At 47.0% G+C, this 13,884-nt stretch carries 16 protein-coding genes; 12 read left to right on the top strand and 4 right to left on the bottom strand.

Annotated elements, in window-relative coordinates; all coding sequences use genetic code 11:
* Positions 1 to 10: 10 nt before the first annotated feature.
* A complete protein-coding gene (locus EIZ37_RS13310) occupies positions 11 to 454 on the bottom strand; it encodes a MarR family winged helix-turn-helix transcriptional regulator (protein ID WP_167568847.1) in 444 nt (147 codons plus the stop codon).
* Between the two features lie 201 nt (positions 455 to 655).
* Between EIZ37_RS13310 and EIZ37_RS13305 the strand changes: the two genes are divergently transcribed.
* From EIZ37_RS13305 to EIZ37_RS13280, 6 genes are all read left to right on the top strand, one after another.
* Positions 656 to 2,014, top strand: coding sequence for an aspartate kinase (locus EIZ37_RS13305; RefSeq protein ID WP_134685095.1), 1,359 nt, complete (start codon positions 656 to 658; stop codon positions 2,012 to 2,014).
* A 149-nt stretch (positions 2,015 to 2,163) separates the two neighbouring features.
* On the top strand, positions 2,164 to 3,546 hold the full coding sequence (locus tag EIZ37_RS13300; RefSeq protein WP_134685094.1) for an MATE family efflux transporter: 1,383 nt from the start codon (positions 2,164 to 2,166) through the stop codon (positions 3,544 to 3,546).
* A gap of 121 nt (positions 3,547 to 3,667) precedes the next feature.
* Entirely contained in the window at positions 3,668 to 5,242 is a 1,575-nt protein-coding gene (locus EIZ37_RS13295; protein WP_134685093.1) for an acyl-CoA synthetase, read from the top strand.
* Positions 5,243 to 5,349: 107 nt separating this feature from the next.
* Entirely contained in the window at positions 5,350 to 5,850 is a 501-nt protein-coding gene (locus EIZ37_RS13290) for a hypothetical protein (protein ID WP_134685092.1), read from the top strand.
* Between the two features lie 36 nt (positions 5,851 to 5,886).
* Positions 5,887 to 6,297, top strand: a complete 411-nt coding sequence (locus EIZ37_RS13285; RefSeq protein ID WP_134685091.1) for a hypothetical protein — start codon at positions 5,887 to 5,889, stop codon at positions 6,295 to 6,297.
* The gene (locus EIZ37_RS13280; protein WP_134685090.1) at positions 6,278 to 6,685 is read left to right on the top strand and encodes a hypothetical protein; all 408 of its coding nucleotides are present in this window, start codon (positions 6,278 to 6,280) and stop codon (positions 6,683 to 6,685) included. Before EIZ37_RS13285 ends, EIZ37_RS13280 begins: the two co-directional genes overlap by 20 nt.
* Before the next feature lie 501 nt (positions 6,686 to 7,186).
* On the opposite strand, the gene EIZ37_RS13275 is transcribed toward EIZ37_RS13280, so the two are convergent.
* Positions 7,187 to 7,780 (bottom strand): hypothetical protein, encoded by a 594-nt coding sequence (locus EIZ37_RS13275; RefSeq protein WP_134685089.1) that lies wholly within the window; start codon positions 7,778 to 7,780, stop codon positions 7,187 to 7,189.
* Between the two features lie 23 nt (positions 7,781 to 7,803).
* Positions 7,804 to 8,376, bottom strand: coding sequence for a zinc metalloprotease (locus tag EIZ37_RS13270; protein ID WP_134685088.1), 573 nt, complete (start codon positions 8,374 to 8,376; stop codon positions 7,804 to 7,806).
* Positions 8,377 to 9,063: 687 nt separating this feature from the next.
* Between EIZ37_RS13270 and EIZ37_RS13265 the strand changes: the two genes are divergently transcribed.
* From EIZ37_RS13265 to EIZ37_RS13240, 6 genes are all read left to right on the top strand, one after another.
* Positions 9,064 to 9,387, top strand: coding sequence for a hypothetical protein (locus EIZ37_RS13265; protein ID WP_134685087.1), 324 nt, complete (start codon positions 9,064 to 9,066; stop codon positions 9,385 to 9,387).
* Between the two features lie 134 nt (positions 9,388 to 9,521).
* Positions 9,522 to 9,830: an iron-sulfur cluster biosynthesis family protein gene (locus EIZ37_RS13260; RefSeq protein ID WP_134685086.1), complete on the top strand. Its 309-nt coding sequence runs from the start codon at positions 9,522 to 9,524 to the stop codon at positions 9,828 to 9,830.
* Between the two features lie 35 nt (positions 9,831 to 9,865).
* A complete protein-coding gene (locus tag EIZ37_RS13255; protein WP_167568845.1) occupies positions 9,866 to 10,717 on the top strand; it encodes a patatin-like phospholipase family protein in 852 nt (283 codons plus the stop codon).
* Positions 10,718 to 10,785: 68 nt separating this feature from the next.
* Positions 10,786 to 11,175, top strand: a complete 390-nt coding sequence (locus EIZ37_RS13250) for a hotdog fold thioesterase (protein ID WP_407921142.1) — start codon at positions 10,786 to 10,788, stop codon at positions 11,173 to 11,175.
* Positions 11,176 to 11,202: 27 nt separating this feature from the next.
* Positions 11,203 to 12,231 carry a LacI family DNA-binding transcriptional regulator gene (locus EIZ37_RS13245; protein ID WP_134685084.1) on the top strand — a complete coding sequence of 343 codons (1,029 nt, stop codon included), beginning with the start codon at positions 11,203 to 11,205 and terminating at the stop codon, positions 12,229 to 12,231.
* Complete coding sequence (locus EIZ37_RS13240; RefSeq protein WP_328591362.1) at positions 12,222 to 12,719, top strand: metallophosphoesterase family protein; 498 nt, start codon at positions 12,222 to 12,224, stop codon at positions 12,717 to 12,719. Before EIZ37_RS13245 ends, EIZ37_RS13240 begins: the two co-directional genes overlap by 10 nt.
* 24 nt (positions 12,720 to 12,743) lie before the next feature.
* Here EIZ37_RS13240 and EIZ37_RS13235 read toward each other — a convergent pair whose 3' ends face one another.
* Positions 12,744 to 13,856 carry a metallophosphoesterase gene (locus EIZ37_RS13235; protein ID WP_134685083.1) on the bottom strand — a complete coding sequence of 371 codons (1,113 nt, stop codon included), beginning with the start codon at positions 13,854 to 13,856 and terminating at the stop codon, positions 12,744 to 12,746.
* Positions 13,857 to 13,884: the final 28 nt, after the last annotated feature.

Below are 13,884 nucleotides of genomic sequence, written 5' to 3'. Positions count from 1 at the left end.
CATCCAATACTTATCTGTCTAATGATTCAATCAAGCTGCTCGCTTTCTGTTCGATGCGTGTCAGCAAGGTTTTTACATGCCGCACATCCTCGTCAGACAGGTCAGCCAAAACTTGTCTGATCACCTCTTGTTCAATCGGGACCAGTACGTCATCCAAAGCTCGCCCTTCATCCGTCACGTAGGCAAGAAAGGAACGTCTGTCCTCTTGATTGGGCATACGCTTGGCCAATCCTTTCCGTTCCAATTGATCAAGAATCCGCGTGATATTGGTCTGATCTTTCCCGACGCGTTTTGCCAGTTCTTTCTGGCTGATCCCGTCCTGCTCGTTTAAACGGCGAAGGAGGGAAAACTGTTCGGTGGTGATTTCATGCGGCTGCAGATGCAAGTTCAGCAGCTGGGTTATTCTTCGCCCCGAATTATTGAGAATAAAGCCAAAAGAATCTTCGAGATTCAATCGCCTGAGCCTCCTTTGCAAATTATTTGCTATAGCAATTATATAAGTAGCAAACAAATTTGTCAAAAGGGTGAACACAAAAGAGGGGCAAATGCATTTGCTGTGTCCTCCTTAAATGGACACTTGTCTTTTTAATCAAACTCATTTAACCTATATTCAGATCATTTCAACAGAGTAAAGCAGTCACTGGAGGAGTCGGAGATGAAAGTAGCCAAGTTTGGGGGCACTTCCCTTGCAAGTGCGGAGCAGATAAAAAAAGTGTGTGCGATTATTCAAGCGGATGAATCTCGACGTGTGATCGTCGTTTCCGCTCCTGGGAAACGGTTCAAGGATGATACAAAAGTTACAGATCTATTGATCGCATATGCGCAGCTCGTTTTGGCTGGCAAAGATGCGGATGAAGCGAAGCAGCGGGTCGTTCAGCGGTTCACCGATATCGCAGAGGGTCTGTCACTCGATCAAGCCATTGCCGGACATATCACAGCTGAGCTGATCGTGATGCTCGACAGGAAACACATCAAGGATCCCGCCCGTTTTCTCGATCAAGTCAAGGCTGCTGGCGAGGATACATGCGCGAAGCTGGTCGCCCATTATTTGCGGAGTCTTGGCGTCAAGGCATCGTATGTCAATCCATTTGAAGCAGGACTGCTGGTTTCAGATGAAGCGGGGAATGCACAGGTACTGCCGGAAGCCTACGAAAAACTGCGCTCCTTGCGCGATAGACACGAAATCGTCATTTTCCCCGGCTTCTTCGGTTACAGTACCGATGGGGTGCTCGTCACTTTTTCGCGCGGCGGCTCGGATATCACGGGCTCCATCTTGGCTGCTGCTGTCCAGGCAGAGCTGTACGAAAACTTTACGGATGTGGATTCTGTCTATGCGGTCAATCCAACGCTGGTGGAGAATCCAAAGGAAATCCATGAAATCACGTATCGGGAAATGCGCGAGCTTTCATACTCAGGGTTTTCCGTGTTTCACGAAGAGGCGCTTTATCCCGCTTATCAGGCAGGCATCCCTGTATGCATCAAAAATACGAATAACCCCGCAGCTCCCGGCACAATGATCGTCTCACAGCGAGCGACAACCGAGACGCATGTGTCTGGCATCGCGAGCGATAAGGGCTTTTGCAGCATCTACGTCAGCAAGTATTTGATGAACAGAGAGGTCGGATTTGGCCGAAAATTATTGAAGATCCTGGAAGATGAGGGACTGTCCTATGAGCATACCCCCTCCGGCATTGACAACATTTCCGTGATTCTGCGAAAGAAGGATTTTACAGCGGACATCCAAAAACGAGTCGTCCAGCGGATTCAACAAGAGCTGCAGGCGGAAGATATCGTCGTGGAACAAGATCTAGCGCTGGTCATGATTGTCGGGGAAGGCATGAGACGCTCGGTCGGTACATCGGCAAGAGCTACATCTGCTCTTGCCCGCGCAAGCGTCAATCTGGAAATGATCAACCAAGGCTCTTCAGAGGTCAGCATGATGTTCGGCGTGAAGGAAGTCGATGCGGACCGTGCAGTGGTTGCTCTTTATGATGAATTTTTTGGCAATGAATAGGATTCAGGAAAAAGGTATCCGCGGGGGATGCCTTTTTCTTTTGGGGAACTTATTTTTTATCGAAAATGATCTTGATTGGTTTAGCGCTTTCCTTTATTGTTTGTTCATGACTGTTTTGAGCAAAAGAGAGAAGAGTGGAGGGGCAAAACATGAGTCACCCAGAGGTGGAAAAAAAGGAGCTTGGTGAGAAACTGACCTTGTTCTCATTGAGTTGGCCCATTCTGGTCGAATTTTTTCTGATGATGCTGATGGGGATGGCAGATACCTTTATGCTGGCCCATGTCTCGGATGATGCGGTGGCAGCGGTCGGGTTGTCCAATCAGATCATTTCGATGGCGATTGTCATGTTTAACTTTGTAGCGATTGGATCAGCGGTCGTGGTCGCTCAGTACCTTGGGGCAAAACGAGTGAATGAAGTCGGGCAAATTTCCGCTGCATCCATTACGTTGAATTTTCTCTGGGGATTGGTAATCAGTCTGGTCTTTATCCTATTTTCTACCCAATTGCTAAGCTTGATGGATGTTCCAACGCAGCTGTTGGGCGATGCCAGCCATTATTTAGCCATCGTAGGGTCGACCCTGTTTTTCCAAGCGATCCTCAGCACAGCTTCGGCGATCATCCGTGCGAATGGCTACACGCGGGACGCGATGCTCGTCTCGATTGGGATGAACGTGATCCACGTGGTCGGGAACTATTTGTTCATTTTCGGCGCATGGGGAGTACCGCAGCTAGGCGTCACAGGGGTGGCAATCTCCACCGTGATCAGTCGTGGTTTGGCAACGGTCGTCATGATGGTGCTGCTGTATCGGAGAGTTCCGGTGAAAATCGAATGGGTGGACTATATCAAATGGAAAGCCGCTCATCTTCGCAACATCCTGAAAATTGGCATCCCATCGGCGGGGGAGCATCTTTCCTACGAAAGCAGCCAAATCATGTGCACAGCTTTCATTGCCACATTGGGAGCGTCTGCATTAGCTACCAAAATCTACACGCAAAACATCATGTACTTTGTCTTGCTGTTCAGCCTGGCGATCGGACAGGGAACGGAAATTCTCGTCGGTCATTTGATCGGCGCCGGAAAGATCAAAGAAGCCTACAAGCAGCTGATCCGCAGCCTGCAAGTCAGCTTTACCGTGACGATCGTTGTCGTCTTGGCAGTCGCACTGCTCAGGGAGCCATTGATCGGGATCTTCACGGATAACTCGGCCATCATCCAGCTAGGCGGCATTTTGCTATTGAGCTGTATTGTTCTGGAGCCAGGCAGGACGTTTAATCTGGTCGTCATCAATTCGCTGCGTGCAGCCGGAGACGCACAGTTTCCGGTGGTGATGGGAATTCTCTCGATGTGGGGAATATCCGTGCCGGTGTCCTATCTGCTGGGGATTCACTTTGAGATGGGACTTTTGGGATTCTGGATCGCCTTTGCGATTGATGAGTGGGTGCGTGGCGTCATGATGTATATTCGCTGGAGGAGCAGAGCGTGGGAGAAAAAAGCGTTGGTGAAACCGGCGGTACATGTGGCCGATGTATAAAAAAGTTGGGAAAAGGCATGCCTGAATCGGCATGCTTTTTTTTGTTTATCAATGTCAGAATTTACTTATTATACAGTTAATTGCGTGTATAATGGAAGAAATGAGCCAAGGAGGAATGGTCATGGGTGGAATTCAGCGGGCACGCCGCCAGACTTTGGGCGATATCCTGGAGAAAAGCAGGGGACGATTTCCTGAAAAGCTGGCCTTGCGCTTTGAGGAGGAAAGTCTTACATACGAGCAATTGGACACCATCGTGAATCAGGCTGCACAGGCGATTGCAGCCAGAGGCTTGCAGAAAGGGGAGCGGGCAGCCGTGCTCTCGCGCAACTCCATGGACTTCGCCATTTTAACCTTTGCCCTGGCCAAGGCAGGACTGATCATGGTGCCGATCAATTACATGCTGAACGCGGAGGACATCGCCTACATTTTGCGGCATGCCGATGTAAGCGTTTGCTTTGTATCGCCGGAGTTTCTCTCCATTGCTGAGCAAGCAGTAGCTCTCTCCGGCGCACAGCCGCAATTGCGATCGATCATTTCCCATCCCTCGTTGCCTACGGGCGAATGGATGCCATTCCGGGAGTTGATCGCGACCTATCCCGCGACGGCACCGGATGTAGAGCTCGCGGACGATGATGTCGTGCAAATCCTGTATACGAGCGGAACGGAATCAAAGCCAAAAGGTGTCATGCTCACCCATAAAAATCTGATTTCCGAATATGTCAGTACGATCATTGCCGGGGATATGACCGAAGATGACGTAGCTGTCCATGCGCTGCCGCTCTTTCATTGCGCACAGCTGCATTGCTTCCTCGGCCCCTACATCTATCTTGGCGGCAGCGGGATTATTTTGGAGCAAGCAACTCCCACGCTCATGCTGGAGACTGTCGAGAAGTTCGGGGCAACGCAATTGTTTTGTCCTCCTACGGTCTGGATCGCCTTGCTTCGTTCCCCGGAATTTTCTGCCCGTGACCTGTCCTCGTTGAAAAAATGCTACTATGGCGCGGCCATTATGCCAGTCGAGATCTTGAAGGAAGTCAACAGCCGTCTCCCGCACGCCGATTTTTACAATTTTTACGGGCAAACCGAAGTCTCCCCGCTGGCAACCGTACTGAAGCCAAAAGACCAGCTGCGCAAGGCGGGATCGGCCGGAAAGCCTGCGCTCAATGTGGAGACCCGGATCGTGGATGATTATGGAAATGAAGTGCCGCGGGGGGAAGTAGGGGAAATCGTGCACCGGACGAGTCATGCCATGCTGGGCTACTTCCGTGATGAAGAGAAAACGGAGGCGGCTTTCGCGGATGGCTGGTTCCATAGCGGCGACTTGGGGGTGATGGATAAGGAAGGCTACATCACGATTGTGGATCGCAAAAAAGACATGATTAAATCCGGGGGAGAAAACGTCTCCAGCAGGGAAGTGGAAGAGACCATCTACGAGCACCCGAAAGTATCGGAGGTGGCCGTCATTGGAGTCCCCCATCCTTACTGGATCGAGGCGGTGACCGCCGTCGTCGTGCCAAAGGCCAATGAGCTCTTGACGCCGGATGAAATCCTTGCCTTTTGCAAAGATCGTCTGTCCTCCTACAAGGCACCGAAGCATGCGGTAGTCGTAGACCGTTTGCCCCGAAATCCGAGTGGCAAAATTCTCAAACGGGAGCTGCGGATTCAATATCAAGAGCTTAGCAAGCAGCCGGATTAACAGGTAAACGAAAAGGAGGCTGCAGCCAGTTTGGAAGCTTCGAAACAGATGAATCATATTCACCAGGAATATCTCTGGAGTAAAGAATTCAAGTCTTATAAACTGGGATGCCAGTCAACGAGGAGAGTCGAACAAACGGAGCTGCTACTTACCACCAATTTTCATGGAATGATATTTACACAAAGGATACCCCTGGTCGATTTGCTGAAAGTGGCCTATACTATGTCCAAATTGTTGCACATGGTGATCAGAAAGAAAAATATCCAATTAATATTCCGATTACTGTTGCGAATACTATTCTAAATGAAGAGTACGACATCCAGTACCTAATTGAACAATATAATAAAGAGATTCTTTCGAGTGACATTCGTAGAGTTCAAGAAGGCTTGACAGATATGGAATTTTACGAAGGACCAATTGATGGTAGGTACAATGAAGATTTTCTTCTGTCTGTAATTGCTTTTGAAGTAGTACTCAATCGAAGTGTTCATGTTGGCCTTAATACAAGCTGGAACGACACTGCGGAACCTCTTGGTGAAAAAGGAAAAATTACTCCTCAATTACTGCATTATGTAAATGTTAGTGTAGCGAATAACAGAGATAAGTAAGGTAAATTTGCAGCGTTTCTATTTAGAGGCGATGTAGTGATTTATGATAAAGCAACCGATAGAATAGCGCCTACTCGTATTTTCAAGAAAGGTGGTAAACTATTCAGGATAGCTGCGAAGACTTTGGATGACTTGTTTAATGATGATGATGAAACTCAAGTTGATCTTTATACTTTTGGAAACGCCTCGGGTCCAAGAGGAGCACGTCCTCTCCAAGACTCCAAAGTTCCTGATGTTGATAGTATTGTTGGGCCAGAGTTACCTCCCTTGCCTTTGGGGGCTTCTAATCTAGGTGATATCAGTAAATCATCTCTGACTGGACATTATTACATCCTTCCGAAAGGCACAGAGTTGCCCGACGGTTTAGCCGTGATAGCTGATGACTATGATGGTTTAAATCATTGGCCTGGAGATATGGAGGTAAAAAATGATAGAGGGAACATATGAGTTATTTTTGCGTGAAAAAGTTAACGAAATATCACCAAATGCATACAATAATATCTCAAACATTCGTAGTTTACCACTCAGTACAAGTTTAAAAATACTTACACTATTAGTGCAATTTGCGTGTGTAGGTCAAAATAGTGCACCTATCATGTTAGCAAGAAAACAGTTGAAAACAATCCCTTCTGATTGGTTAAACCAGCATCTCCCTTCTGTTACAGATAAGGCAATCACTCTTGAAGACGAATGGGAATACAGGCGCTTCCTTGAACTATTAGACGAGGCACAATTAACAAATTTACTAAATTTGTATATAAATGAGGGGATGAAATCGTCTAATGAAGAAGTTCGTGAAGCCGCAGAGGATTTCAGTAATATGAACTCTAATTGAGTAATATCTAATCAAATTGGTTGGTAACTAAGTTTCTTAAGGTTTCAGAAACATATACGTCGATAGGGGGATACTAAACTTCTACTAATTTAATTCACTTACGCACATCGTTATCTTAGTCAAACAGCGGCGATTCTAAGACTTTATTTTCAGGTCTTAGTTTCGCCGCTGTTTCAATTTATCTATATGAGATTTAACCAATGAGAATGCTAGTTCCTCACTCAATTGTGAGCTGTTAGATGGCGGTCTGACAGCTACCAAAAGTTACCTCTCAAGTGGGAGAGAAGACCAATTTCAGGGGGTACTGGTGAAACCCGTGCGAATTTGAGTCTCACCGCCCGCATTAATGGTCGGTTCCAACGGACAATGATGTAAGATGTGAAAGGGAACATTCGAAAGAGCGGTAGTCTAGGTCCTTTTAGTTCTCGTCCATGACTAACGCTTTTTTTATGACCGAACGCAAATTGACATCTCCATATATGAAGATGTCAACTGTAGATTCTATTTCTTCGCCTTGTCTATAGCTTTCATTAATTCAGTTTCAGTTATTTTTGGAATGGCGTCTGATTCGAGTACGTCCTTATACTCAGTGGAGTTGGATTGAGCTGAAAGGGATTTATTCGCATCTTCCACTTTAAATAGTTGGTTTGGTGTGTTCGGGCTTAGAATTTCTTTTTTGAGAGTTTCGGAGTACCCACCGTTTAGGAAAAACAGATAGTCTCCATTGTCAATCTTTTTAGCCTTATTACTAACGATCTTGGCTATGTCTTTCCCTGTATCATAGCCAATTAACCGATACATTTGAATTGTGTCGCCTTCTTTGATTTCTTTATCGAAATCATTGTTGTAAATCTTATTTACCTTAACATCGTAAACTTGATAAACAAGCTCTCCTACTTTTTCTTCTGAAAAGTCACTGGCTATCGTTCCATTTATGATTAACTTTGAATTTTCTACTGATTCGTCGATGGATTTGTAGGTCTTGGTTAAGGCATATCCATGAGAGTCTCGCTGGTTATATTCTTGATAGCCCCACGCGGTACCAATTCCAACAATTAATGCTGCTGTAATGATAAATCCATACTTTTTTTTCAATCCAATCCTCTCCTTTCAAAAGATTACTCATAAAGATCTTCCAGGTTATTCTCATCGTAACTGGTTGGACCATCAATGTCCCAATCAAAAACATCATCTTCATCCATAATTGAATCTGTCCTTGCTTTGGTTGTATGAGCAAGACCAAGAACATGTCCAAATTCGTGAGTGATGGCGTTGATTGTATCATCTTCATCAAGATCATCACACATATATCGCACAAGAATTACTTCTGCATGATCGTATGGGTCTTGGTCTAAATTCCCATCTTCATCATATGGTAGCCCCAGACCATACGTTCCGTTCCAGCCAAGTTGATTATCTGCGTCTCTTGAAAGATGCTTGACTTCAATTCGGACATCGTCGCCTGTGTCGGCAGGATAAATATTCATTTCGGAGGTAATACCATTCCATTTATCAACGGCTGTCCACAAAACATCTGAATACTTGCTGTCAAGATTCACATCCTCGTAATGAATAATTGAGTCATCCCATTTACCGTTAAGATATTCAGCATATGCATTAGTTGTTAAAAAGGAAAGAGTGGAAACTACTGAAAATAAACCGATTGCAAAAAATTTAGAGCGACTAAACATTCTAAATCCTCCTTTTCATAGTTTCAACATAATAATTGCATTAATGGGTAATATTGTAAATGAACTGAAAGTCATGGGAAATTTTGGTCATTAATATTTAGTATTACAGTTGCTGCATTAATAAAAGAATGGCTATGCAAATGATAGGGTTTATATGGCAAACAATGTGTTGATAAGGAGCAAAGTAAGCAGATGTTTGATCTTGGGAAACTGGAAAAGAAGGAAAACAGACCCTTCAACACGTGACCGAAACTGCAAATCGATTTAGCTAATACCACTCCAGGTTGTCATTTCGAATTAATGGACGTTGGGGTCCGCACAATTCATCGCGTCATTGAATATAACACAGCAATTCATCCGATGTTGGTTGAGGCACAACAGTTACCTGTCGAGCTAATCCAGAAGGTATGGGAGCAAGTAAGTGGGGAATTGAAGCGTGATCCCAAGCCGCAAATAAGTCGACATTGAAACCCTCAAAGGACCGTTTGGAAGGGGGAACCACCACACTTTGAAACTAATACGGGTACCTGGGATTCTGATACTACCACGATAATTATTATTCACGGTAAAGATTATCCTTCTAAACCCGAGGAAGCTTATGAATTCTACGTTAGATTTGCGAAGAAAGTAAACTTAAACAAATATGATGATACAAAAGCCTTCTTCTTGGTGAGTTACGATACCAAGATGACTGATGAAGCAGAGCGTAAGTTTGATTTATGGTATTATATAGCACCTGCACTCCCGTCAAACGCATTTACCAGTACAGGGATATTAAAGGATGCTCCCCTGATAGATGAAACATATGTATGGTATTCATCGTTGGATTCTAATCTATCGACGGCTTATTTTCCTGCAAATGGTCATACAGCAATGGGCCAAACAAGACCTCTAGAGCCGGTGCATGATGTTGAAGATATAGATGTAACAGAGTTGGTTGGACCTGTTCACAATGTAAAGGAAATCGGTAAAATGTACGGTATACGAATCAAGTGTGCGAGTTTTATATAGACTTGGAACCAGAGTGATCAATGGATCAGCCCACACGTCCTTTGCAGAGGATGTGTGGGTTCCTTTTTTGCCTGACTAAATTCATCGTGCTTATCCGCAAAATGGTATAAAATAGAGAAATCTGGAGGTGTCCCATGAAAATAACACTCAAGCAACCAGCACTGGATTACCTACATACTTTCATTTATCCCGAGGGACAAGCGATACGGATTGACGCTGTTCTATCAGGTGGATGCGGCTGTACATATGATGTCCGTCTGTCCCTGGATCGCATCAGCGAGACAGATCAGGTAATTGAACAAGACGGGATTCCATTCTGCATGAATGAACCGACGATCCTCTATATGGGGGATGAACTGACGTTGCAATATCAACCCGGCTCCGGTTTTACCTTGTATAGTCCAAGTGAAATATTGGGGACGAAGCTCTCACTCCAGCAATAACTGTGAACACATGTCCAGGTAACGAGGTGGTTGAATTGCAAGTAGGACTAGCGATTGCAGGCGGCGGTGTGCCGGGGTTTACGGCCATTGGCGTCATCGCAGCATTGGAAGAAGAAAATATCACAATCTCTCATATCGCCGGTACCAGTGCCGGCGGGATCGTGTCTACTTTGTACGCATACGGGTATCCCGTAGAAAAGCTGAAGCAGCTCGTCAAAAAAGTAGATTTCCGGATCCTGGATGTGGACTGGAAAGCCATTCTCGCCAAAGCGTTTTTTCTGCGGCCAACGATTGAGGGAGCGTTAAAAGGCGAAAAATTGCGGAAGATGATGGCGGAATTGACCAATGAGGATCCATTCGGCGCATTGAAAATACCGTGTGCCGTCGTCGCGAATGATCTGCGCCAAGGGGAAGCGATTGTTTTTTCCAACCGCCCATTGAACGCTTTCAAAACGGAAAGCGACATCTCCATCAGTGATGCGGTACGGGCGAGCAGCTCGGTTCCCGGATTATTTCGGCCAATCCGCTGGAAAGACTACGTCCTGGTAGACGGCGGGATCTTGATGAACTGCCCGGTTCGTGTGGCGAGGGACCTGGGAGCGGAGAAGGTGATTTCGATTGATCCCATTACAGTGCTCCGGCAAAATGGTGGCTCGTTTACTTCCGGCACTTCGATCATGTATGGGATCTTCAGTCTGATGATGAGAGAGCAAATGAAGCTCGAGCATCAGCATGCGGACCTCACTTTATTTCCGGAAATCGGTCCGATCGGTTCCTTTGATTTTAAAAAGATTGAGCATTGCATCCAAGTTGGTTATGAAGATACGAAAAATCGCATGGATGAAATCAAAAAGATGCTGGCCGGCACCGTTCAAGCCCATGCGTAATGGTTCAAGCAGCGGTGCCATAAGCTTGCATAGAAGATGGAAATGTGATGGGAAGGATGGATGAACCAATGTTGAAGCCGATGGAAGAAACGATGTTGGGAGCCTTGGGCATCGAAATAAAGGAATTGAGTGCGGAGCGTGCCATTGCAACGATGCCGGTTCACGCGGCAACTCACCAACCATTTGGGTTATTGCACGGAGGGGCATCGGTAGCGCTAGCTGAGACGGTCGCGAGCATTGGGACTTGGAATCTGATTGATCAAGAACATGAAATCTGTGTAGGGCTTGAGATCAATGCCAATCACTTGAAGTCGAAAAGCAGCGGGATGGTTACCGCGATTGGGACGCCCTTGCATAAAGGGCGCACGACGATGGTATGGGATATCAAAATCGTCGATGAGGAAGAGACATTGATCTGCATATCGCGTTGTACGGTAGCTATTTTACGAAAACAATGATTCTGGTAGTGAGGGTATGGTGGAGCAGTGAAACCGACGATTTATGATGTGGCCAGAGAAGCAGGAGTGTCCATTACGACGGTATCCAAGATTATAAATGGCAAGGGCCGGATCAGCATCGAAACGCAAAAGAAAGTGCTGCACATCATGGAGCAGCTCAATTATCAGCCCAGTCTCGTGGCGACGGCGCTCACCGGCAAAGGCACGCGGACGATCGGGCTGTTAATCCCCGATCTGGCCAACCCGTTTTTCGCGGAGCTGGCCAGAAGCGTAGAAGATCGTGGGCATGAGCACGGCTTCAGCGTGATTATCTGCAGCTCGGATAACAATGAAGAAAAAATGAAACGATACATCGCCATGTTGCAGCAAAAATGCGTAGACGGGATGATTATTGCCACAGGGATCGGGGAGCAGGTAGTCGAACAGCAGCTGCTCCCTTCGAACATGCCGATCGCTCTGATTGCCCGCGACATGCCAGGGATTTCGGCACAAACCGTATTGGTCGATGATTTCGCCGGCGGCTATCTGGCTGCAACCCATCTGATAGAACTCGGTCATACCCGTATCGGGATACTCACAGAACCGCTTCATCTCGTCAGCAGTCTGGAAAGGCTGCGTGGTTATCGGCAAGCATTGGCCGACCACCAGCTTTCTTTTTCGGCAGACTTTCACAAGCAAAGTGATTCACGGATTGAAAAAGGGAAAGAGAAGGCTTCCGAGTGGTTTCAACGGCCCGGATCTCCCACTGCTATTTTTGCCAGCAATGACTTGTTAGCTATCGGCGTGATGCAGGCAGCAAGAGATGCGGGCTTGCGCGTACCGGAAGATGTATCCGTGGTGGGCTTTGACAACACCATCCTTGCCGAAATCTCGGATCCGCCGCTCACCACGATAGCTCAGCCCATCGAGCACATGGGGCATCAAGTGATTGACTATCTGGTGCAAGTGATCGTGGAGGACGAGAAAGAGAAGCAGCGGGTCGTGATTCAACCGGAATTGGTTGTGCGAAAATCGACAGCAGCACCTTCAGGGAGAGAAGGATCGGGATGCATATGAGAATTGGCATTATTTCGGACACGCATCTGCCGAAAAAAGGGAAGCGACTGCCAGAAGCTGTGCTTCTGGGGTTAAAAGGTGCGGACTTGATCATACATGCAGGGGATTGGTCGAGTATGGAGGTCTTCGAAGAACTGTCCAGTCTCGCGCCGGTAAAAGGGGTTTACGGAAACATTGAGACTACCGCGATCCGGGAGTCCTTTCCGCAAAAGCTGCTCCTGGAGCTGGCGGGTTATCGGGTTGGGGTTGTCCACGGTGACAGCGGCAAAGGAAAGACCACGCCTGACCGCGCTATTTCCGCTTTTGCCGACGAGCAAGTCGACCTGATCATTTTTGGGCATTCGCACATCCCTTTTCATGAGACACGCAATGGTATCATTCTCTTTAATCCTGGCTCCCCTACGGATAAACGGAGGCAGCCGTTCTTTTCCTATGGCTGGCTGGAATTGGAGAAGGAGCTCTCGTTGCAGCATCATTTTTTTGCATGAAAAAAGCCAGGCAGACCATGCCGCCTAGCTCTTAAACGTAATATCGATCTGGATAATCTCAGAACGGCTCCCCAAGCGAAACGGTGGTCCCCACAGACCGAAACCGGAGGAAACAATCGCATGGAGCTGTTCTTTTTGTTTGTAGCCCCAGTCCAGTTCGAAAATGCGTCTGGTGATCAAATGATTGGGTGCCATTTGTCCGCGGTGGGTATGCCCGGAAAGCATCAGGTCAACGCCATGCTTGGCAGCGACATCGAGGTGATAGGGCTGATGATCCATCACGATCAACGGCAGGGAGGTGTCCACATCGTTCAACAGCTCTTCCAAGCTCATGCGTTCACGTGCGGCCCGGTCTTTGCGCCCGATTACGTAAAAGCTGTCAGCGATCTTGACGGTTTCATCCACGAGAACACGGATATCAATCGCTTCCATCTGCTTGAGGTACTCAGGGATTTTGCCACCGATGTATTCATGATTTCCGAGCACCGCGTAGACACCTAGGGGCGCTCGCAGATGCTTCATCACACTTCCCATGTTTTTACGGATAAACGGATCGATATCGTCGTCAATCACATCACCGGGCAGCAAGATGATATCCGGCTGGATGACATTCATCTCGGAAATGAGCCGATGCAAATGCGCATTGCCCACGATGCTGCCCAAATGAATATCGGAAGCCATGCCGATGCGCAGCTTCTCGTACGAACCCGCCCGCTTTGGAATCGTTATTTCATATTTGCGTACGATCGGATTCCACGCATTCCAATGTCCTCTCATGAAAATGCCAATGAAGAGGACAAGGACAACGAGACCTACCCAGAAAATCGAGGATTCCGCAGGGACTGCGAACAACCGCAATACCAAGACGGACAGATCGGCGATTGGGAACAAGATGGCAGCATACTGGACGATGGCAAACCAGTAAGAGCCGACTACTTTTAAAGGTGTCAACGTTACATGCAGTCTCCCAAGGATATACGAATAGCCGATCAGTGCGATCAGGATCGAATAGGGTACAACCTGATCAAGTTGGAAGACCGTAGACAGCCATACCCAGATATTCCAGCCAATAAAGAAAACAAGAAAACTATAGAACAGCAAAATGCCGCTTACAATCGCGAAAGCTCGTGGTTTCAAAGAAATGATGCCTCCTTACGTCGATATG

Source organism: Brevibacillus migulae, assembly GCF_004521915.1.
Classification (GTDB): domain Bacteria; phylum Bacillota; class Bacilli; order Brevibacillales; family Brevibacillaceae; genus Brevibacillus_F; species Brevibacillus_F migulae.
Note: the sequence above shows the minus strand (reverse complement) of the source record. Positions and strands in the feature narration are given on the sequence as shown.